The sequence below is a fragment of the Pseudomonas sp. Van50 genome, from assembly GCF_055390755.1.
Genome location: NZ_AP024343.1, coordinates 2,347,250 through 2,367,189, shown reverse-complemented (window position 1 = coordinate 2,367,189; position 19,940 = coordinate 2,347,250). Strand labels below are relative to the sequence as shown.

The following is a 19,940-nucleotide window of genomic DNA, read 5'->3' as shown; positions in this document are numbered from 1 at the left end:
AATCGCCCATGAAAAAGGTGGCCGGCCGGGTCAACGGCGGGCCACCTTGGGGGTCAGCGATTAATGCCCATAGACGTCAAAGGCGAAGTATTTGTCCTGCACTTTCTTGTACGTGCCGTTGGCGCGGATTTCGGTGATGGCTGCGTTGAATTGATCGGCCAGGGCCTTATCGCCCTTGCGCACCGCAATGCCGGCACCGCCGCCGAAGTATTTCGCATCTTCATAGGTCGGGCCGACGAAGGCGAAACCTTTGCCGGCGTCGGTTTTCAGGAAACCTTCGTCGAGGTTCACCGAGTCGGCCAGCATGGCGTCGAGGCGGCCGGCGACCATGTCCAGGTTGGCTTCCTGCTGGGAGCCGTAGCGCACCAGGTCGATGCCGGCGGGCACCAGCACTTCAGTGGCGAAACGGTCATGGGTGCTGGCGCGCAGCACACCGACTTTCTTGCCCTTGAGTTCGGTCAGTGGGTCCTTGATGTTGGAGCCTTCCTTCATCACGAAGCGCGCTGGGGTGTGGTAGTACTTGATGGTGAAATCGACGTTTTTCTTGCGATCGTCGGTGATGGTCATGGACGACAGGATCGCGTCGATTTTCTTCACTTTCAGCGCAGGGATCAGGCCATCGAACTCCTGCTCGACCCAGACGCACTTGACCTTCATCTGTTCACACAGCGCATCGCCGATATCGACATCGAAGCCGGCCAGCTTGCCGTCGGGTGTTTTCATCGAAAAAGGCGGGTAACCGGCTTCGATCCCGAGGCGGATCGGCTTGGCGTCTTCGGCCACGGCCGACAGGGACAACACGGACAGTGCCAGGGCACCGAACATGGCTAGCTTCTTCATTTTCGCTCCTGAGTGTGCAGGGGTTTTTATTGGCAATTATTGGCAGATTCGTAGGCAGGTTCGGTCAACGAGGAACCGAAGTGGCCGGGAGTCTAGAGGGGTGCTCAGGAGGGGAATTGTGTAGAAGCGACAATTAGTTATAAAAATAGCTTGGTTTGTAACAGGCCAAAGCGAGGCAGCCTTATAGCCGGCCTGTCTCTTTGTCGTACTCCGCCCCAACTGTGGGAGCGAGCTTGCTCGCGAAAGCGGAGGATCAGTTTGCGGTGATGTCGATTGTGACGACGTCATCGCGAGCAAGCTCGCTCCCACAAGTTTTTGACGCTCCGCGTTCCGCTTCTGAAATCAATTGCTCCTCTGGCCTTCTGAAAATCTCGTAGGAATTCACTCACCGTGGCGAGGGAGCTTGCTCCCGCTGGGCTGCGAAGCAGCCCCCTCTTTTCGTCAGACCAACCCCATGCCCCAGGGTTTACGGCAGCTGCGCCACCGAGCGGGAGCAAGCTCCCTCGCCACTGGGTTTGTGGGCGTCCTACAGGTCGGTTGTTGCCTCACCCCCCTTCTATAGTCTGGTTCACCTGCTGGCTTTGGTCAGTGGGGAGGGTTTCGCACTCATGGCCTGTACGACCCTGCGCGATTCAGCCGAGGCCGACATCAACACCATCACCAACATCGCCCGGATCATGGTCCAGGATGTGGCGGATGTTTTTTGGGGTGATTGAACAGCGCGGGCTCGAAGAGCAATAAAGCTTCCCTGTGAAGCGAGCTTGCTCAGCATCCTCATCGACAGTTACATCGCCTTCGCGAGCAAGCTCGCTCCCACAGGGTGAACGCGTTCACTCTGAACCAGGCCGGCTATATGGCCGCCTCGCGTTTGATTTTGATCTGGGGCGCCCCGTTAAACCACGCTGGCCGATCACAGGCATTTGCGCAGCGGGCATCCCGGCATGAATGCCGGGATAGCCACGCAGGGCAAAAAGTCAGCAGTCGCAGCGGATCGCCTCGTCCGCCACGCGCTCCACCGAGCCGGTCAGGCGAAAGCCTTCATCGAGCCACCCCATGACGCCACCGATCATTTCCTTGACCGGATACCCCAAGGTCGCCAGACGCACCGCCGCCTTGTTCGCACCATTGCAGTGGGGGCCGGCGCAATACACCACGAACAGGCTGGTCTTGGCATAGGCGGCCAATGCCTGGGCGGTGAGCGTGCGGGTCGGCAGGTTGATCGCCCCGGGGACGTGGCCGCGTTCGTAGGCCAGCGGCCCGCGTACATCCACCAGCACAAAATCGACATTGCCGGCCTGTTGACTGGCGTGAACGTCGGAACAATCCGTTTCGAATGACAGACGACGGCTGAAATGCTGTAGGGCGATATCGGAAGGGGCGGCAGGCACTTCGCGAACCAGGCTGGTCATGGGGGTGTACTCCAAGGGTAGATAAAGGCGTGAAGAGACTTTATCCCCCCGAAGCTTACGGCTACAGTGGCGTACAAGACACTCTGTGGGAATTTTCCGACAAATGCAGCCTCTCCCAGGTCTGGTCGCGATCCTTGCCTACGACGGCCTATGCACCTTTGAATTCGGCGTTGCCGTCGAAATCTTCGGATTAGAGCGGCCGGAATTCGATTTCCCCTGGTACGAGCATCGGATCGTCGCGGTCGATGACGGTCCGATGCGCGCCATGGGTGGCTTCCAGGTATTGGCCGATGGCGGCATGGAACTGCTCGAAACCGCCCGGACCATTGTCGTGCCAGGCTGGCGCAGCCGAAGCGAACCACCTTCCGAGGCGTTGCTCGATGCACTACGCCGGGCCCACGCCCGTGGGGCGCGCCTGCTGTCGATCTGCTCCGGGGCCTTCGTACTGGCCGCCGCCGGGCTGCTCGATGGCCTGGGCGCCACGACTCACTGGCGCTACACCGACGAACTGGCCAAGAGCTTTCCCGCCGTCCGGGTCGACCCGGATGTGCTGTACGTGGACTCGGGACAGGTCATCACTTCGGCAGGCAGCGCTGCCGGCATCGATGCCTGCCTGCACCTGGTGGCACGGGATTATGGCGTCCAGGTCGCCAACACCGTGGCGCGCCGGTTGGTCATGTCACCACAACGTACGGGTGGCCAGGCGCAGTTCATTCCTTCGCCGGTCAGCCGTACGCCACGCAGCGACCTGTCGAGCGTCATGCAATGGGCCCGTGAGCGCCTGCACGAACCCCTCGGTGTGCGCGAACTGGCCAGCCAGGCGGCCATGAGCGAACGCACCTTCCTGCGCCACTTCACCCAGGCCTGCGGCGTGTCGCCCAAGGCCTGGCTGCAACACGAACGCCTGGCCCGGGCTCGCGAACTTCTGGAAAGCACCGGCGACAACACCGACAACATCGCGCAACTGTGTGGCTACCGCTCGGTGGAAAGCTTTCGCGTGGCGTTTCGCAGCGTCGTGGGGTTGGCGCCGTCGGTGTATCGGGAGCGGTTTGGGCGGGGGTAAATAGCCTACTGGCGATGAAGCTGTCGAACGCTGTCAGGGCGAGGGAATAAGGTGGGAGCAAAGCTTGCTCGCGATATGAGCGCCTCGATTTCTGGAAGACCTACATCGCCTGTATCGCGGGCAAGCCTTGCTCCCACCTACCTCTCGCCACAGGTTGATGGCGGCATCATTGAGGCTTACGCAACAAATACGTATCCATGATCCACCCATTGGCTGTTCGCGCGGCCTTGCGGGTGCGTTCGATGTCATCGGCCACGTCCCCCAGCCGGCCGGCGATCAGGATTTCATCCGGCGTCCCCACATAGGCACCCCAGTAAATCTGCGTATCGGGATCACTCACCTGGCGGTAGGCATCCTCGGCATCGAGCATCACCACCACGCTCGCCGCGTCGCCCACCTGCCCTGCCGCCAAGCGGCGTCCGGTGGTGATTTCCAGCGCACCACCAATACTGTTCAACGGCACTTTGTGCCGGGCGGCCAGGGCCTGGACACTGGTGATGCCGGGGATCACCTCGAATTCGAAGGCGCAACGGCCCCCGTCGAGAATAGCCTGCAGGATGCGCACGGTACTGTCGTACAACGCCGGATCGCCCCACACCAGAAAACCGCCCCGCTGCCCATCGGACAGTTCTTCATCGATCAAGCGTTCGAAGGTGGCCTGTTTCGCACGGTTCAGCGCTTCGACGCTGTCCTTGTAGTCCAGGTCGCCGCGTTGGCGTTCCGGGTTGTAGGTTTCGACGAAACGGTAGGTGCGATCAACAATGTAGCGTCGACAAATTTCGCGCCGCAGGTCCAACAGTTTGTCCTTGGCCGGGCCCTTGTCCATGAGGAAGACCACGTCCAAACGGTTCAAGGCTTTCACAGCCTGCATCGTCAGGTGATCCGGATCGCCGGCCCCAATGCCAATGACTGACAGCATTTTCATCGCGGCGACTCCTGGCCAGGTTCCTGGGTGCGAAATCGCCATACGCCGTTGAAACGCAACTCCAGGGTGGACAACGGTTCAATGTCGATTCGATTGAAGGTGGCGGCCGGGCAGCCCAAGACGGTCATCAAGGCTGCGCGGATCACGAAGGGGTGGGTGACGGCCAGCAGATGCCCCGGTCGGGTTTCCAGGCTGACCAGCCAATCCCCGACCCGGCGACACAACCGGGCGACGGATTCACCGCCATGGGGGCCGCCTCGGCATCGTCGAGCCAGGTTTGCAGGGCCTGCGGTTCCACCTTGAGCAATTCATCGATGGACAACCCGCGCCAGCGTCCCAGATCGCAATCGGCCAGGGCCGGGTCCACCTCAAACTCGTCGCCGAACAGCGCGGCCGTCTGGCGAGTGCGCAGTTCCGGCCCGCACAGCAGTTGCCGGACGTTTCGATAGCCATGCCCGACCTGCCCGCGTCGCCTCAGCCAGTCGGCGTCCAGCGCTTCGTCCACGCTGAAGCGCGCCTGTTTCTGGGCAACGGTGCGGGCGTGGCAGATCAACGTCAGGCGAGTGGCTTGCACACTGGATTCTCGGGTAATCGAACGGGTCGCGTGGACGGGATATTCACGGGTTTAGTTGTACAGCACCTTATACGAAATCAAATAAGTGAGACAAAAAGGCGTTATGTCCGACATGTCCAAGACACAACGCCTGACATACTCATTCCACCTGGCCGAGACCAACTCCTACAGGGTTTTCGCACAACTTTGGAGCATTTTAAACGGAACGTAAAAACCACTGGACATGTAGCACCAGCTACATAAATACTGTTTTCAGGAGTTATGAAAGAAATTCAACATTCATCCAGGCAAGGAGCACGGATGCCGCCCCTCAGAGACCTGATCACCGATCCCGGCCTGGTGTTGACGCCGTCGGAACGCAAGGTCGTACGTGCCCTGCTCGATCACTACCCACGCAACGGCCTCGGTCCGATGTCACGCCTGGCAGACCATGCCGGCGTCAGCGACCCGACCATCGTGCGGCTGGTGAAAAAACTCGGGTTTGGCGGTTATGCCGAATTCCAGGATGCGCTGCTCAGTGACATGGACCATCGCCTGCGCTCCCCTCGCACGCTGCTGCAACCGCGGGCCAAATTGCAGCAAGGCGATACCTGGAGCCAGTACCTGGCCGCCAGCCAACGCAATCTCGTCGACACCCAGGCCCTGACCCAACCCGAAGACGTGCGCATTCTCGTGCAGTGGTTGCTCGACAGCCGCCACCAGGTGCATTGCTTCGGCGGGCGCTTCAGCAGCTTCCTGGCCCATTACCTGCTCAACCATTTGCGGCTGCTGCGCGCCGGCTGTTTTGCCCTGGAAGACAATGCCCAACTGCCTGACCGCCTGTTCGACGTGCAGCGCCAGGATGTGGTGCTGATTTTCGATTACCGCCGCTACCAGGCCCAGGCCCTGCGCGTGGCCAGCGCGGCCAAGGCGCGGCACGCCCGGGTCGTCCTGTTCAGCGACGTCTATGCTTCGCCGTTGCGCGAGCTGGCCGACCTGATCATCAGCGCCCCGGTGGAATCGGCGTCGGCCTTCGACAGCCTGGTACCGGCGCTGGCCCAGGTCGAGGCCCTGATCGCCTGCCTGACCCTGCAATGCCCCGAGCTGGCCGAACGCCTGGAAGGCATCGACGCCCTGCGCACGGAATTCAACACGCACCTGCTGGAGGAAAAGTAAGGATGTTCTCGCTCCCCCACCACTCGCCCCGGGATTTGCCGTTCACCCGCCAGCACACGGCCCTGCTGTTGGTAGACATGCAACGCGCCTGGCTGGAACCGCAATTCGATGCCCACCTGCACAGCCCCGAGGCCGAGTATTTCCTCCAGCGGGCTCGCCAGCAGGTCATTCCCAACCAGCAGCGCTTGCTCGAGGCGATGCGCGCGGCGCAGCACAACGTGTTGCACACCCACATCGAAAGCCTCACCGCCGATGGCCGCGACCGCTCCCTGGATCACAAGCTGTCGGACATGCACCTGCCCAAGGGCAGCCCCGAGGCGCAGATCATTGCCGAACTGGCGCCGCAGGAAAACGAAATCGTGCTGCCCAAGACCTCCTCCGGGGTGTTCAATTCCACCAACATCGATTACGTGCTGCGCAACCTGCAGACCCGGCACCTGATCGTCGCCGGAATCGTCACCGACCAGTGCGTCGACATGGCCGTGCGTGACGCCGCCGACCGCGGCTACCTGGTCACGCTGGTGGAAGACGCCTGTGCGACCCACACCGAACAACGGCACCTGGCGTGCCTGAACGCGATCAAGGGCTACTGCTGGATCACCGACACCGACACCGTACTCGCTCGTTTGCAGGAGATGCAGCCATGAGCCGTCTCGATGCCGCTGCCCTCCTCGCACCGCTGCCGGTCACGACCCTGGTGACCACCGACCTGATCGGCGTGACCCGCGGGCGCTCGTTTCCCAGCGATGAGTTGCCCCACTACGTCACCGCCGGTTGCGGCTGGGTGCCGGCCAACAGCGCGTTGACGCCCCAGGATGTCATCGCCTCGACCAACCCCTGGGGCGCCTATGGCGACCTGCGGCTGGTACCGGACCTGTCCAGCCGGGTGACCGTCAACAATGGCCCCGATGCCCAGGCGCCGGCCCTGGACTTCATCCATTGCGATATCCGGGAGACCGACGGCCGCCCCTGGAGCGCCTGCCCGCGCACGCTGCTGCAGGACGAAGTGGAGCGTTATCGCAGCGAACTGGGCCTGCAGGTTTTCGCCGCGTTCGAACATGAATTCAACCTGGCTGCCGCGCCTGCGCAGCCTGATCGCCTGGCCTTCAGCCTCCAGGCCCAGCGCCAGCAGGCCGGGTTCGCCGGGTGGCTGCTCAGTGCCCTGCGGGCCGGCGGCGTCGAACCGGAAATGTTCCTGCCGGAATACGGCAAGCAGCAATACGAGATCACCTGCCGCCCGACCCTGGGCGTGGCCGCTGCCGATCGGGCAGTGAACGTACGGGAAATCACCCGCGAGATCGCCCGGCAGATGGGCCTGGACGTGAGTTTTGCCCCCAAGACCTCGGAAAATGCCGTGTGCAACGGCGTGCATCTGCATCTGAGCCTGCAAGACCTGAGCGCAGACCCGGTGCTGCATGACGCTGCCAGCAGCAATGGCTTGTCCAGCCTCGGCCAGCATTGGGCCGCGGGTGTGCTGCACTATCTGCCGGCGCTGTGCGCGCTGACCGCGCCGACGCCGTTGTCCTACGAGCGCCTGCAACCTCATCATTGGAGCGCATCCTATGCGTGCCTGGGACAGCGCAACCGCGAAGCGGCGCTGCGCATCTGCCCGACCGTGGGCCTGGGTGGCAAGCCGCTGGCGAACCAGTACAACCTGGAGTTTCGCGCCATGGACGCCACCGCCTCACCGCACCTGGCGATGGCCGCGCTGTTGATTGCCGGGCGGCTGGGCATCCAGCACCGATGGGCATTGAACGCTGTCACCGATGAAATACCCGATGAGCTGGATGAAACACAACGTCGCGCCCGTGGCATTATCGCCCTGCCGACAACCCTGGCCCAGGCACTGGACTGCCTGCGCCACAGCGGGGCGCTGCTCGAGGCCCTGCCCGGCCCGCTGGTCGAAACCTATTTCGCCTTGAAGGCCCAGGAGCAGGCCTTGACCCAGGCGCTCTCACCTGCCGAGCGTTGCGAGCACTATGCACGAATCTATTGAGTGTGCTGAATCGGGCCTCTACACCAGGCCAGCCTATCGACTGACCCGGGAGGAGTCCGACCACCCGGTGCTGCTGGTGTGCGAACACGCCAGCCGTTTCATTCCCGCGGCGCTGAACGACCTGGGCCTGGATGAAACCGCGTCCCAGGAACACATCGCCTGGGACATCGGCGCGCTGCTGCTGGCCGAACGCCTGTCCGAAACCCTCGGCGCGACCTTGCTGTCGGCCAATTATTCACGGCTGTTGATCGACCTCAACCGCCCGCTGCACGTGCCGGACAGCATTCCGCCCCAGAGCGAGATCTACCAGGTCCCGGGCAACCACGACCTGGACGAGGCCACGCGCGAATATCGCCAGCAGTGCCTGTTCCATCCTTTCCATGATCGCTTGCGGGCGCTGATCGACCGACGTCTGGCCGCCAACCGGCCGGTACGCGTGGTGGGCATCCACAGTTTCACCCCGGTGTTCTATGGCCAGCCGCGCGCCCTGGAAGCCGGCGTGCTGTTCGGCGAAGCCAAGGAATACGCCCAGCGCATCGTCGACGGACTGAGCCGGCATTCGCTGCGGGCAGCGGGCAACCAGCCCTACAAGATCAACCCCCTGACCGACATGACGGTCCCGGTGCACGGCGATGGCCGCGGCCTGGATTCGGTGCTGATCGAAGTGCGCAACGACCAACTGCGCAGCCCCGAGGGGGTACGGACCTGGAGCGCCTACCTGGCGCCCCTGCTGTAGCGGCAGCGGCAAGTTACCAGCGACAGACAGCAAGCAAGCGCAACCCACACAGCTGAAAAGGAAAACGGCTCATGAGCATCGAGGCATTTGGCTACAAGCAGGAATTGAAACGCGGCCTGTCGCTGACAGACCTGGTGGTATACGGGATGATTTTCATGATCCCCATCGCACCGTTCGGCGTGTATGGCTACGTCAATGCCGAGGCTCCGGGAATGGTGCCGCTGGCGTACATCATCGGCATGGTGGCGATGCTGTTTACCGCCTTGAGCTACGGCAGCATGGCCCGGGCCTTTCCGGTGGCCGGCTCGGTCTATTCCTACGCGCAACGAGGCCTTAACCCACACGTAGGGTTCATCGCTGGCTGGCTGATGCTGCTGGACTACCTGCTGATCCCGCCGCTGCTCTATGTCTACGCCGCCATGGCGCTGAACCATTTGTACCCGGACATTCCCAAGGTCGGTTTCATCCTGGCATTCCTGGTGAGCGCGACCTTCGTCAACCTGCGGGGCATCACGTTCACCGCACGGATGAACATCATTTTCCTGCTGGCACAGCTGGTGGTGCTGGGGATTTTCCTGTTCTACGCCTGGAATGCCCTGCACGGCGGGGCCGGTCACGGCCAACTGACCCTGGCGCCGCTGTACAGCCCGGAACACTTCAACTTCGCCCTGCTGATGCAAGCCGTGTCCATCGCGGTCCTATCGTTCCTGGGCTTCGACGCCATTTCCACCCTGGCCGAAGAAATCAAGGGCGACCCGGGCCGCAGCGTCGGCAAGGCTGCGTTGGTGACCTTGCTGGTGATGGGGGCGATTTTCGTGGTGCAGACCTGGATCGCCACCGATCTGGCAGCCGGCATGGGCTTCAAGTCCGCCGATACCGCCTTCTATGAAATCGCCGAATTGGCGGCCGGCAGTTGGCTGGCCACCTTGACCGCGGTGGCCACAGCCCTGGCCTGGGGCGTAGCGGTAGCGATCACCTCCCAGGCAGCGGTGTCGCGCCTGTTGTTCGGCATGGCCCGGGACGGCCAGTTGCCCAAGGTGCTGGCCAAGGTCCATCCGAAACACAACACCCCCTACATGAGCATCTACCTGGTGGCGGTGCTGTCGTTGCTGATCTGCTACCTGTTCATCAACGCCGTGGACACCCTGACCTCCCTGGTCAACTTCGGTGCCCTGAGCGGCTTCATGTTGCTGCACATCACGGTCATCAACCATTACTGGCGCCGCCAGAGCTCCGGCCAACTGATTCGTCACTTGATCTGCCCGCTGGTCGGCTTCGTGATCGTCGCGGCCATCATGTACAACATGGGCGTGGCCGCGCAGAAACTCGGCCTGATCTGGATCGCCGCGGGTGTGGCCTATCTGTGCCTGCTCAACAAATTCGGCAGTCGTACCGCCCTGCCCGATCCGGCGGGTCAATGAGAAACGGCGGTCGAAGGGTTCGGCCAGCCATGGTTGTAACGCGTGGACATCGACAGTGATCGTCAAGCCCGGTGCCGGTCACCGGGTTCTCTGGGAACAGGAGTGCAATCCATGCTGGCCTTACGTCCAGTTCAATTAGCCGATCTGCCGCAACTGCAACGACTGGCCCGTGACAGCCTGGTGGGCGTCACGTCGCTGCCGGACGATACCCGGCGGCTGGAGGAAAAAATCCTCGACTCGTGCGCCTCGTTCGCCGCCGATGCGCAGGGGCCGGGGGCCGAGAATTACTTTTTCGTCTTGCAGGACCTGGAATCCGGACGCCTGGTCGGTTGTTCGGAAATCCTCTCCAGCACCGGTTGCAACGAACCGTTCTACAGCCTGCGCAACCGGCCGTTTTCCAGCGAATCCCGGGAGTTGAACATCCAGCACGGCGTACCCGCGTTGTCACTGTGCCAGGACCTCAACGGGCAAACACTGCTGCGTGGCTTCCACATCGACGCCGGACGGGTGCGCACGCCGGAATCAGAGCTGCTGTCCCGGGCCCGGCTGATGTTCATCGCCGCCCACCCCAGCGTTTTGCCGAATCGGTCATCACCGAAATCGTCGGTTTCAGCAGCGAAGACGGCCAGTCGCCCTTCTGGGACGCCATCGGCCAGCACTTCTTCGACCTGCCCTACGTCGAAGCCGAACGGTTGTGTGGCTTGCAAAGCCGGACCTTTCTCGCCGAGCTGATGCCGCAGTACCCGATCTACGTGCCCATGCTGCCACCCGCAGCCCAGGCCTGCATCGGCCGGGTGCATCCCGACGGCCAGGAAGCCTTCGACATCCTCGAGCGCGAGGGTTTCGAGACCAACAGCTACGTCGATATCTTCGACGGCGGGCCGACCTTGCATGCCCGTATCGCCAATATCCGTTCCATCACGCAAAGTCGCACCACTACGGCCAGGCAGAGCCCGCAGATTGACGCACGGGGCCTGTACCTGGTGAGCAACGAGCACCTTGCCAGCTACCGGGCCATCGTCGCCGAGCTGGACGTCGGCGCCGACGGCCCTGTGGCACTGTCGCCCGCCATGCTGACGGCCCTGGACATCCAGGATGGCGCGCGGATCCGGGTGATTGCCCTATGAACCTCACTCGATCCCATGGCCTGCACCGACGTTTGGACCGACACGATGAAGGAGCTGCATCATGATTGTCCGTCCGGTGGCCCTCACCGATCTGCCTGCCTTGCTGGACCTGGCCCGTTGCGCGGGCCCTGGGTTTACCAGCCTGCCGGCCAACGAAGAGCGTCTGGCCCACCGCGTTCGCTGGGCCCAGCGGACCTTCGCCGGCCAAGTCGAACGTGCCGACGCCGACTACCTGTTCGTGCTCGAAGACGATGACCGGCAGGTGGTGGGCATCAGCGCCCTGACCGGGGCGGTGGGGCTGCGTGAGCCCTGGTACAACTATCGGGTCGGGGTCACGGTCAGTTCGGCGCCGGAGTTGGGAATCCAGCGGCAGATCCCGACGCTGTTTCTCAACAACGAGATGTCCGGGCAATCGGAAATCTGCTCGTTGTTCCTGCACCCCGAGCAACGCCACGGGCACAACGGGCGCCTGCTGTCCCTGGCGCGTCTGCTGTTCGTGGCCGAGTTTTCCCAGCTGTTCGGCGAAAAACTCATTGCCGAGCTGCGGGGCCATGCCGACGAACAAGGCTGTTCGCCGTTCTGGGACAGCCTGGGACGGCATTTTTTCCAGAAGGATTTCAGCTACGCCGACCAGTTGTCCGGGATGGGCAACAAGTCGTTCATCGCCGAGCTGATGCCACGCCAGCCGCTGTACACCTGCCTGCTCACCGAACAGGCCCAGGCGGTGATCGGCAAGGCTCACCCGAACACCGAACCGGCCCTGAAAATCCTCAGCGCCGAAGGTTTCAGCCATAGGGGCTACATCGACATTTTCGACGGCGGCCCGGTGATCGAAGCGCCGGTGTCGAAAATCCGCAGCGTACGCGACAGCCAGACACTGACCCTGGCCATTGGTACTCCGGACGAACAAGCACCGGTCTGGCTGATTCACAACCGGCGCCTGGAAAACTGCCGCGTCACCAGCGCCCGCGCACGCCTGCATGGCAACAGCCTGCTCGTCGATCGCCTCACCGCCAAACGCCTGCAAGTGCAACCGGGTGATACGGTGCGCGCCGTGGCATTGCCCAGACAGGGGCAACAGGCGGTGGCAGCGTAGCCCTTTCTCGCGCCTCGTACACCGATATCCGATCACCGCCGCCCCGGCGGCCGGTCTCATCGCCCTACCAAAAGCGCAGCGTTACCGAGTCTTTAACAACTCAAGTATTGTTCATCGGCAATACTTCCCGACAATTCCATAATTGCCTCCACCCCCTCCCAAAACCATACTTGTGCCCATCGCCCTACTGTAACGAACCCGCTCATGATCAAGACTCTGATTTCCACGCACCGGCTGCCTGAAGAGATCGCAGAACAAATAAAAACATTGGACATGACCGCGCAAATCAATCAATTAATTGCCGAGCTGAACAACCAGCCAACATTTACCGATGCCCGTTCTCGACGTGCAGCTATCATGAACATTACCAACTTGCACACCGCCACCATCACGTTACATTGCACGAACATTGGCAATATCAGCATCAAGCCACTGACATCCGTCGATGTCTCTTCGCAACTGTATTCAATACCCGGCCGAAGTATTCTGTTCGCCGTTGATCGACCCTTCGACGTACAGCGATATACCCTCGAGGGGCATCGGCTTGAAAAGGCCGACACCGTACGCATAGATAAAAACAACCCACTGGTGATCGATGGCAGCCGGACACTCTTTGACTACTGCCGCCCAGCGCAAACGAACACCGGGCTGGTAGGCAGGATCAATCTGCCGGACAGGAGTGCAGACATCGGAGTATTCGATCGTGCCTCGTTACGCAAGGTCGCCTGGCTACCCCATGACGACAGCGCCGCCCGCTACCTGGTGAGCCTGGAGCTGCTCGAAACGGTTCAAGACCCCGAACGCAGCCGCGTCGCCGGGGAGCTGATCTACCACTATCACCCGGCCGTGGCGTGGAAAGCCTTCCAGGTGCTCTATCGGGCCAATCCCCAGGACGCCTTGAGCTACATTGCGCTGCTGAAAAAACACCAGGATTCGCGCCTGGACAATTTGCTCCAACCGTTCGAGCAGGCGGCATGAAGCTGGAAGCCTTTGTCGAGCGATTGAAAACCCATGACCTGCAGCGAGATAGATCCCGGATTATCGAAGACCTGCGACAGTTGGCCAACAATCGCACTTTGTTGAGCGATCATCTGTACGCCACGATCCAACGAGACGGCTTTGATACACGCAGCAGCCTCTACAACGCCTATGGGTTTGTTCTGCACCGCAATGACTCGTTTACCCTTCGCTTGAATTTCTGGGCACCGGCAGGAACCCCTGATGAAAAAGAAACGTTCATCTATAACCTGAACCACAGTCACGACTTCGAGATTTATGCCGTCGGCTACAGCGGTGACGGCTATACCACTATCACCCGCGAGATACTCGACGATCTACCGCTGCAAAAGAATAAGAGACCGCGCCTGGGTAAAGAGCGACGACTAAAACTTGCACCCGGCGAAGTGCTGTACATGCCCGCACTCAAAGAAATCCATAGACAGATCCCGCCAATTTCAATGTCGGCCTCATTGAGCCTGCTCGTCCATCCGCAACATTGGCTCAAACTCGATGAAGCCTGGTGTTTCGATAAGGACTACCGACCGCTTCACCCGGGTGTAGCGACGCAAGAAATCGCGCTATTCACAGACACGTTATCATTGCTCAACACCGGATAGTCATTTCGTTGTCCGGCATTTAAAAGAAGGAGAAAAACATGAATAACCTGATGCAAGACTGGGAGGAAACGCCCTTGTTGCGAGCCAGCACTCAGGTGATCGACACCGCTACGCAGTTGATCAACGAAATCCAATGCACAATCCCCGGGTTCCCCACTCGCTTCAACGTTGCAAACATCCACGAGATCAAGCAACTGTGGAGCGTGCCAACCTCAGACTGAGCGACACACCAAGGACGCTTTCGCTGGCCGCAGACTTACCGGGTCTGCGGCCTCTTCCCATGCAGCGAACGCATCGCCCATACACATTCGTCATCATCTTTACGCTTGCCACGTGATAGCCTTTGGATCTTTCGGCGTTGACACTTTTGTTCAAGCCTTTCCATTCCATTGGTGGAACTCATATGTCCAGGCTTTCCCATCAAGATTTGCGTCGTAACTTTCGTCAACTGCTGGCTTCCAAGACCTGCTACCACACCGCCTCGGTGTTTGACCCGATGTCGGCGCGCATCGCCGCCGACCTGGGTTTTGAAGTAGGTATCCTGGGAGGCTCGGTCGCGTCGTTGCAAGTATTGGGCGCGCCGGACTTCGCCCTGATCACCCTCAGCGAGTTTGCCGAACAGGCCACCCGTATCGGTCGCGTGGCCCAGTTGCCGGTCATTGCCGACGCCGATCATGGCTACGGCAATGCCCTGAACGTGATGCGCACCATCATTGAACTGGAACGGGCCGGCGTCGCGGCGCTGACCATCGAAGACACCCTGCTGCCGGCCCAGTTCGGGCGTAAATCCACCGACCTGATCGGTGTCGCCGAGGGCGTCGGCAAGATTCGGGCAGCGCTGGAAGCACGCGTCGATCCGGAAATGGCGATCATCGCCCGGACCAACGCCGGGATCTTGCCAGTCCAGGAAATCATCAGCCGGACCCAGCAATATGAGCGTGCCGGAGCCGACGGGATTTGCATGGTGGGCGTGCAAGACTTCGATCATCTGGAAAAAATCAGTGAAAACCTGACGGTGCCGTTGATGCTTGTCACCTACGGCAATCCACTGCTGCGCGACGACAAGCGCCTGGCCGACTTGGGCGTCCGCGTGACCATCGACGGTCACGGCGCCTACTTCGCCGCGATCAAGGCCACCTACGACAGCCTTCGCGAACAACGGCAGATCTTCACCCAGGCCTCGGACCTCAGCGCCACCGAACTGACCCACACCTACACCCAGCCCGAGGACTACATCCGCTGGGCCGAGGAGTACATGAGCGTCAAGGAGTAAGAAGGCTCACTGTCCTGGAGGCCGCCATCGCGAGCAAGCTCGCTCCCACAGTGGGTTGGCGGTGCGACGCCTATCTCGGGCACACCCCACACTCCCTGTGGGAGCGAGCTTGCTCGCGATAGCGGCGGTTCAGCTTGCATGAGTGTTGGATGTGCCAACGCCATCGCGAACAGGCTCGCCCCCACAGGGGATTTGTGGTGAGCGCGATGGCGTTGCCAGGGTGAAACAGGCCTTCAGCGCCCGCTACGCAACATTTCCTTGGGCACGTACTTGCCGATCTCGAACTTGCCAATGGCGGCGCGGTGGACTTCATCCGGGCCGTCGGCCAGGCGCAGGGTGCGTTGCATGGCGTACATGTAGGCCAGCGGGAAGTCGTTGGAAACCCCGGCACCACCGTGAATCTGGATCGCCCGGTCGATGACCTTCAAGGCCACGTTCGGCGCGACGACCTTGATCTGGGCGATTTCACTTTTCGCCACCTTATTGCCCACCGTGTCCATCATGTACGCCGCCTTCAACGTCAGCAGGCGCGCCATGTCGATCTCCATCCGCGAGTCGGCGATCTTATCGATGTTACCGCCCAGACGCGCCAACGGCTGGCCGAAAGCGGTGCGGCTGACGGCACGTTTGCACATCAATTCCAAGGCGCGTTCGGCCATGCCGATGGAACGCATGCAGTGGTGAATCCGGCCTGGGCCCAGTCGACCCTGGGCTATTTCAAAACCGCGGCCTTCGCCCAGCAGGACGTTTTCGTACGGCACCCGCACGTTATCGAACAGCACTTCGGCATGCCCGTGAGGCGCATCGTCGTAGCCAAACACCGGCAGCGGCCGGACGATCTTGACCCCAGGGGTGTCCACCGGGACCAGGATCATCGAGTGCTGGGCATGGCGCGGCGCATCGGGGTTGCTCAGGCCCATGAAGATCAGGATCTTGCAGCGCGGGTCGCAGGCGCCCGAGGTCCACCATTTCTTGCCGTTGATCACCCACTGGTCGCCGTCACGCTCGGCGCGGGCAGCCATGTTGGTGGCGTCCGAAGAGGCCACGTCCGGTTCGGTCATGGCGAAGGCCGAACGAATCTCGCCGCGCAGCAGCGGCTCGAGCCAGCGTTGCTTCTGTTCTTCGTTGGCGTAGCGCACCAGCACTTCCATGTTGCCGGTGTCCGGGGCCGAGCAGTTGAACGGCTCCGGCCCCAGCAGCGAGCGCCCCATGATCTCTGCCAAGGGTGCATATTCCAGATTGGTCAGGCCGGCGCCCAACTCGGACTCCGGCAGAAACAGGTTCCACAGGCCTTCTGCCTTGGCCTTGGCCTTGAGCTCTTCCATGATGGCCGTGGGTTGCCAGCGGTCGCCCTCGGCCACTTGTCGTTCGAACACTGCTTCGGCCGGGTAGACGTAGGCATCCATGAACGCCGTGACGCGTTCACGCAGTTCCTGAACCTTGGGGGAATAGGCAAAATCCATGAGCAGCACCTTCTTGGCAGAGGTTGTTTTAGGTCATGAAATCGATGCTAGTTCAGCTACGAAAATTTACCTAACCTATTCTCGGCGTGTATTAACATTCATCACCGATATATGTTTCACTGATTCGCATCGCCACCCGGCACCTCACAACAAGCCTAAGAACAAGCCCAAAAATAAGAGTGCAGCGCCATGAATCTGAGCAAGGTCGACCTCAACCTTTTCATTGTCTTCGATGCGATCTACACCGAAGCCAACCTGACCCGCGCCGGGCAGATCGTCGGCATCACTCAGCCAGCGGTGTCCAATGCCCTGGCGCGTCTTCGCGAGACCTTCAACGACCCGCTCTTCGTGCGCACCGCCCAAGGGATGGTGCCGACGCCCATGGCCCAGAACATCATCGGCCCGGTGCGCAATGCCTTGTCGCTGCTGCGGGTGTCGGTGCAGGAAAGCCGGATCTTCAACCCGCTGCAGGCGGTCAAGACCTACCGCATCAGCATGACCGACCTCACCGAAGGCGTGATCCTGCCGCTGCTGTTCCAGCGCCTGCGCCGCCTGGCGCCGACCGTGGCGATCGAGAGCTTCCTGTCCAAGCGCCGTGAAACCACCAAGGAACTGGCCGCCGGCCGCCTCGACTTCGCCGTGGACGCGCCGCTCAATACCGACCCACAGGTGCGCCACGTCAAGTTGATGGAAGATCGCTACGTGTGCGCCATGCGCAAGGGCCATCCGCTGGCGGGCAAGGAAAGGATCACCCTCGATGATTACCTGGCCCAGACCCACGTGCACATTTCCAGCCGCCGCAACGGGCTGGGTTACGTCGACCTGGCCCTCGGCAAGATGGGCATCCAGCGCAAGATCGCCCTGCGTTCCCAGCATTACCTGATGGCCTCCCAGGTGCTGCAGCAGACCGACATGGTCATGACCGTTCCCGAGCGCTTTGCACGGCGTCACGATTTGCACGCCTTCCTGCTCCCGGTCAACGACGTGCCCCCGGTGGAGACCCATCTCTACTGGCACGAAAGCACCGACCAGGACCCGGCCAACCGCTGGATGCGCGAGCAGATGATCGAGCTGTGCCAACAGGTGACGGCCCATGAGAAGAAGCTCGATAAGGTTTAAAAGATCGAAACGGTGGGAGCGAGCTTGCTCGCGATAGCGGTAGACCGGCCAATATCCATGGCGACTGGTCCGACGCCATCGCGAGCAAGCTCGCTCCCACAGGGTTTTGTGTGCAGAACCTCACTGCTTGACGCGAACGTCAACCTGCCTTTAGCTTAGCGCCAGCCCCTTTCGTTTCGAGCGCTTCCATGAGCAGCCAGACCTACAGCATCTCCGACCTCGCCCGCGAATTGGATATCACCACACGGGCCATCCGTTTCTATGAAGAACAAGGCCTGTTGAGCCCGGAGCGACGGGGCCAGGAGCGCATTTATTCGCCGCGGGACAAGGTCAGCCTGAAGCTGATCCTGCGCGGCAAGCGCATTGGCTTTTCCCTGGCCGAGTGCCGCGAGCTGATCGAACTCTACGACCCCTCCAGCGGCAATCAGAAACAGCTGCACAGCATGCTGGCGAAAATCGCCGAGCGCCGGGAACAGCTCGAACAGCAATTGCTGGACATCGAACAGATGAAACTGGAACTCGACACCGCCGAAGAACGCTGCATCCAGGCGTTAGAGCAGACGATCGAGGGCGAGAAAACCGTCCAGTAACATTCTCCCTGTGGGAGCGAGCTTGCTCGCGATAGCGTCGGATCAGTTGGAGTTGATGTGGCTGACACACCGCTATCGCGAGCAAGCTCGCTCCCACAATGGGTTCATCATTGCGCTCGACATATTGGCAACTCACCACAGGTCAATCCCCATGTCCCTCCCCTCCTTTGTACGCTTGATCGAAGTCGGCCCCCGCGACGGGCTGCAGAACGAAGCACAGCCCATCAGCGTCGCCGACAAGGTGCGCCTGGTGGATGCCCTGAGCGCCGCCGGCCTGGGCTATATCGAAGTCGGCAGTTTTGTCTCGCCCAAGTGGGTGCCGCAAATGGCCGGGTCCGCCGAGGTGTTCGCGCAGATCCAGCGCAAGCCCGGTGTGACCTATGGCGCCCTGGCGCCGAACCTGCGGGGGTTTGAAGATGCGCTGGCGGCGGGCGTGAAAGAGGTGGCGGTGTTCGCCGCCGCGTCCGAAGCGTTTTCCCAGCGCAACATCAACTGCTCCATCAAGGACAGCCTGGAGCGCTTCGCGCCGATCATGGCGGCCGCAAAACAGCACGGTGTCAGTGTGCGCGGCTACGTGTCCTGCGTGCTGGGTTGCCCCTATGAAGGGGCGGTCAAGCCTGAGCAGGTGGCGTGGGTCGCCCGGGAGCTGTATGCGATGGGCTGCTACGAGGTCTCCCTGGGCGACACCATCGGCACCGGTACCGCTCGCGCCACACGCAGGCTATTCGAAGTGGTAGGCGCCGAGGTGCCTCGGGACAAACTCGCTGGACACTTCCACGATACCTACGGCCAGGCCATGGCCAATGTCTACGCCAGCCTGCTGGAAGGCATCGCGGTGTTCGACAGTTCCATCGCCGGCCTTGGCGGTTGCCCGTACGCCAAGGGCGCCAGCGGTAACGTCGCCACCGAAGACGTGCTGTACCTGCTCGACGGGCTGGGTATCGAAACCGGTGTCGACCTGGACGCACTGATCGCCGCGGGCCGACAGATTTGTGATGTGCTCGGCCGCCCGAGTGGTTCGCGCGTGGCCAAGGCCCGCAACGCACACTGAGGTGTTACCGCCGGCTTTGTAACAGGGGCGAAACGAGTAACACGGAAACAATTTGTCAGGTTTGGTCGGTCAGAATTTTCAGACAAAAATCACAAACGTTTGATTTATATAGATTTTTAAAAGTTGGCACGCCACCTGCTATATCTCTTGCATAACAAGAATAAAAAAACGCAGCAAACCCAATAAAAACAAGACGAAACGACTCTGACATAACAAAAACAACACGGCAGAGACGCAGCTAACAGATTTTTTTGGAGAAGATGTGCTTTTCAGGGTGCTTCCAGGAGCAACCCGCAACCGGGCAGAGAACAATAAAACTACCTTCAGGTAGCTCCCGAATCGGTTGGATCGCCAGGCGAAAAAGCAGATCAGCGCTCAAAAAAATACGTTTGCTCTTGATCCCGGATGGGGATCGCCAAAAACAGCGGTAAAGGGCCACGGCTACCAAAAACAACAACAGGCCGCCCCTCAATAATAAAAAAAGAG

General features: G+C 61.1%; 18 protein-coding genes and 3 pseudogenes. 16 read left to right on the top strand and 5 right to left on the bottom strand.

Features of this window, described 5'->3' with window-relative positions; genetic code table 11:
* Nucleotides 1-60 precede the first annotated feature (60 nt).
* Nucleotides 61-840 (bottom strand): ABC transporter substrate-binding protein, encoded by a 780-nt coding sequence (locus ACZ5M5_RS10495; protein WP_092472664.1) that lies wholly within the window; start codon nucleotides 838-840, stop codon nucleotides 61-63.
* A gap of 605 nt (nucleotides 841-1,445) precedes the next feature.
* Here ACZ5M5_RS10495 and ACZ5M5_RS10490 point away from each other — a divergent pair.
* A pseudogene (locus ACZ5M5_RS10490) lies at nucleotides 1,446-1,581 on the top strand (fructose-bisphosphate aldolase); the annotation flags it as partial.
* A gap of 233 nt (nucleotides 1,582-1,814) precedes the next feature.
* Here ACZ5M5_RS10490 and ACZ5M5_RS10485 read toward each other — a convergent pair.
* Nucleotides 1,815-2,249: a rhodanese-like domain-containing protein gene (locus ACZ5M5_RS10485; RefSeq protein WP_464738985.1), complete on the bottom strand. Its 435-nt coding sequence runs from the start codon at nucleotides 2,247-2,249 to the stop codon at nucleotides 1,815-1,817.
* A gap of 103 nt (nucleotides 2,250-2,352) precedes the next feature.
* Here ACZ5M5_RS10485 and ftrA point away from each other — a divergent pair, with 103 nt between their 5' ends.
* Entirely contained in the window at nucleotides 2,353-3,312 is a 960-nt protein-coding gene (gene ftrA, locus ACZ5M5_RS10480) for a transcriptional regulator FtrA (protein WP_060738279.1), read from the top strand.
* 166 nt (nucleotides 3,313-3,478) lie between these two features.
* Here ftrA and cobF read toward each other — a convergent pair whose 3' ends face one another.
* The gene (gene cobF, locus ACZ5M5_RS10475; RefSeq protein ID WP_464738984.1) at nucleotides 3,479-4,237 is read right to left on the bottom strand and encodes a precorrin-6A synthase (deacetylating); all 759 of its coding nucleotides are present in this window, start codon (nucleotides 4,235-4,237) and stop codon (nucleotides 3,479-3,481) included.
* Nucleotides 4,234-4,811: pseudogene (locus ACZ5M5_RS10470) on the bottom strand (histidine phosphatase family protein). The gene cobF and the pseudogene ACZ5M5_RS10470 overlap by 4 nt, the downstream one beginning before the upstream one ends.
* 300 nt (nucleotides 4,812-5,111) lie before the next feature.
* Here ACZ5M5_RS10470 and ACZ5M5_RS10465 point away from each other — a divergent pair.
* The 11 genes and pseudogenes from ACZ5M5_RS10465 (at nucleotide 5,112) to ACZ5M5_RS10415 (ending at nucleotide 15,231) form a co-directional block, all read left to right on the top strand.
* Entirely contained in the window at nucleotides 5,112-5,966 is an 855-nt protein-coding gene (locus tag ACZ5M5_RS10465; RefSeq protein WP_060738282.1) for a MurR/RpiR family transcriptional regulator, read from the top strand.
* Nucleotides 5,967-5,968: 2 nt separating this feature from the next.
* A complete protein-coding gene (locus ACZ5M5_RS10460) occupies nucleotides 5,969-6,613 on the top strand; it encodes a cysteine hydrolase family protein (protein ID WP_060738283.1) in 645 nt (214 codons plus the stop codon).
* Complete coding sequence (locus ACZ5M5_RS10455; protein WP_464738983.1) at nucleotides 6,610-7,962, top strand: type I glutamate--ammonia ligase; 1,353 nt, start codon at nucleotides 6,610-6,612, stop codon at nucleotides 7,960-7,962. The genes ACZ5M5_RS10460 and ACZ5M5_RS10455 overlap by 4 nt, the downstream gene beginning before the upstream one ends.
* Nucleotides 7,946-8,698 carry an N-formylglutamate amidohydrolase gene (locus ACZ5M5_RS10450; RefSeq protein WP_464738982.1) on the top strand — a complete coding sequence of 251 codons (753 nt, stop codon included), beginning with the start codon at nucleotides 7,946-7,948 and terminating at the stop codon, nucleotides 8,696-8,698. The genes ACZ5M5_RS10455 and ACZ5M5_RS10450 overlap by 17 nt, the downstream gene beginning before the upstream one ends.
* Nucleotides 8,699-8,769: 71 nt before the next feature.
* A complete protein-coding gene (locus ACZ5M5_RS10445) occupies nucleotides 8,770-10,119 on the top strand; it encodes an APC family permease (protein ID WP_103310422.1) in 1,350 nt (449 codons plus the stop codon).
* A 111-nt stretch (nucleotides 10,120-10,230) separates the two neighbouring features.
* A pseudogene (locus ACZ5M5_RS10440) lies at nucleotides 10,231-11,246 on the top strand (arginine N-succinyltransferase).
* Between the two features lie 61 nt (nucleotides 11,247-11,307).
* Nucleotides 11,308-12,342, top strand: coding sequence for an arginine N-succinyltransferase (gene astA / locus ACZ5M5_RS10435; RefSeq protein ID WP_103310420.1), 1,035 nt, complete (start codon nucleotides 11,308-11,310; stop codon nucleotides 12,340-12,342).
* Nucleotides 12,343-12,546: 204 nt separating this feature from the next.
* Nucleotides 12,547-13,320, top strand: coding sequence for a hypothetical protein (locus ACZ5M5_RS10430; RefSeq protein ID WP_060738289.1), 774 nt, complete (start codon nucleotides 12,547-12,549; stop codon nucleotides 13,318-13,320).
* Nucleotides 13,317-13,958: a cupin domain-containing protein gene (locus tag ACZ5M5_RS10425; protein ID WP_464738981.1), complete on the top strand. Its 642-nt coding sequence runs from the start codon at nucleotides 13,317-13,319 to the stop codon at nucleotides 13,956-13,958. Before ACZ5M5_RS10430 ends, ACZ5M5_RS10425 begins: the two co-directional genes overlap by 4 nt.
* Before the next feature lie 38 nt (nucleotides 13,959-13,996).
* Entirely contained in the window at nucleotides 13,997-14,179 is a 183-nt protein-coding gene (locus tag ACZ5M5_RS10420) for a hypothetical protein (RefSeq protein WP_060738291.1), read from the top strand.
* Nucleotides 14,180-14,361: 182 nt separating this feature from the next.
* Nucleotides 14,362-15,231: an isocitrate lyase/PEP mutase family protein gene (locus tag ACZ5M5_RS10415; protein WP_060738292.1), complete on the top strand. Its 870-nt coding sequence runs from the start codon at nucleotides 14,362-14,364 to the stop codon at nucleotides 15,229-15,231.
* A 233-nt stretch (nucleotides 15,232-15,464) separates the two neighbouring features.
* Here ACZ5M5_RS10415 and ACZ5M5_RS10410 read toward each other — a convergent pair whose 3' ends face one another.
* The gene (locus ACZ5M5_RS10410) at nucleotides 15,465-16,694 is read right to left on the bottom strand and encodes an acyl-CoA dehydrogenase (protein ID WP_053120907.1); all 1,230 of its coding nucleotides are present in this window, start codon (nucleotides 16,692-16,694) and stop codon (nucleotides 15,465-15,467) included.
* Between the two features lie 189 nt (nucleotides 16,695-16,883).
* On the opposite strand from ACZ5M5_RS10410, the gene ACZ5M5_RS10405 reads away from it, so the two are divergent.
* The 3 genes from ACZ5M5_RS10405 (at nucleotide 16,884) to ACZ5M5_RS10395 (ending at nucleotide 19,454) form a co-directional block, all read left to right on the top strand.
* Nucleotides 16,884-17,813, top strand: coding sequence for a LysR family transcriptional regulator (locus ACZ5M5_RS10405; RefSeq protein ID WP_464738980.1), 930 nt, complete (start codon nucleotides 16,884-16,886; stop codon nucleotides 17,811-17,813).
* 188 nt (nucleotides 17,814-18,001) lie between these two features.
* Nucleotides 18,002-18,403: a MerR family transcriptional regulator gene (locus tag ACZ5M5_RS10400; protein ID WP_103310415.1), complete on the top strand. Its 402-nt coding sequence runs from the start codon at nucleotides 18,002-18,004 to the stop codon at nucleotides 18,401-18,403.
* A gap of 151 nt (nucleotides 18,404-18,554) precedes the next feature.
* Nucleotides 18,555-19,454, top strand: a complete 900-nt coding sequence (locus ACZ5M5_RS10395; protein ID WP_103310413.1) for a hydroxymethylglutaryl-CoA lyase — start codon at nucleotides 18,555-18,557, stop codon at nucleotides 19,452-19,454.
* Nucleotides 19,455-19,940: the final 486 nt, after the last annotated feature.

Excerpts from the sequence above, each read along its gene's own strand:
- ACZ5M5_RS10485 (WP_464738985.1), bottom strand. The coding sequence starts at position 2,249 with ATGACCAGCCTGGTTCGCGAAGTGCCTGCCGCCCCTTCCGATATCGCC.
- astA (WP_103310420.1), top strand. The coding sequence starts at position 11,308 with ATGATTGTCCGTCCGGTGGCCCTCACCGATCTGCCTGCCTTGCTGGAC.
- ACZ5M5_RS10455 (WP_464738983.1), top strand. The coding sequence starts at position 6,610 with ATGAGCCGTCTCGATGCCGCTGCCCTCCTCGCACCGCTGCCGGTCACG.
- ACZ5M5_RS10430 (WP_060738289.1), top strand. The coding sequence starts at position 12,547 with ATGATCAAGACTCTGATTTCCACGCACCGGCTGCCTGAAGAGATCGCA.
- ACZ5M5_RS10450 (WP_464738982.1), top strand. The coding sequence starts at position 7,946 with ATGCACGAATCTATTGAGTGTGCTGAATCGGGCCTCTACACCAGGCCA.
- ACZ5M5_RS10395 (WP_103310413.1), top strand. The coding sequence starts at position 18,555 with ATGTCCCTCCCCTCCTTTGTACGCTTGATCGAAGTCGGCCCCCGCGAC.
- cobF (WP_464738984.1), bottom strand. The coding sequence starts at position 4,237 with ATGAAAATGCTGTCAGTCATTGGCATTGGGGCCGGCGATCCGGATCAC.
- ACZ5M5_RS10495 (WP_092472664.1), bottom strand. The coding sequence starts at position 840 with ATGAAGAAGCTAGCCATGTTCGGTGCCCTGGCACTGTCCGTGTTGTCC.
- ftrA (WP_060738279.1), top strand. The coding sequence starts at position 2,353 with ATGCAGCCTCTCCCAGGTCTGGTCGCGATCCTTGCCTACGACGGCCTA.
- ACZ5M5_RS10420 (WP_060738291.1), top strand. The coding sequence starts at position 13,997 with ATGAATAACCTGATGCAAGACTGGGAGGAAACGCCCTTGTTGCGAGCC.
- ACZ5M5_RS10460 (WP_060738283.1), top strand. The coding sequence starts at position 5,969 with ATGTTCTCGCTCCCCCACCACTCGCCCCGGGATTTGCCGTTCACCCGC.
- ACZ5M5_RS10405 (WP_464738980.1), top strand. The coding sequence starts at position 16,884 with ATGAATCTGAGCAAGGTCGACCTCAACCTTTTCATTGTCTTCGATGCG.
- ACZ5M5_RS10410 (WP_053120907.1), bottom strand. The coding sequence starts at position 16,694 with ATGGATTTTGCCTATTCCCCCAAGGTTCAGGAACTGCGTGAACGCGTC.
- ACZ5M5_RS10425 (WP_464738981.1), top strand. The coding sequence starts at position 13,317 with ATGAAGCTGGAAGCCTTTGTCGAGCGATTGAAAACCCATGACCTGCAG.
- ACZ5M5_RS10415 (WP_060738292.1), top strand. The coding sequence starts at position 14,362 with ATGTCCAGGCTTTCCCATCAAGATTTGCGTCGTAACTTTCGTCAACTG.
- ACZ5M5_RS10445 (WP_103310422.1), top strand. The coding sequence starts at position 8,770 with ATGAGCATCGAGGCATTTGGCTACAAGCAGGAATTGAAACGCGGCCTG.
- ACZ5M5_RS10465 (WP_060738282.1), top strand. The coding sequence starts at position 5,112 with ATGCCGCCCCTCAGAGACCTGATCACCGATCCCGGCCTGGTGTTGACG.
- ACZ5M5_RS10400 (WP_103310415.1), top strand. The coding sequence starts at position 18,002 with ATGAGCAGCCAGACCTACAGCATCTCCGACCTCGCCCGCGAATTGGAT.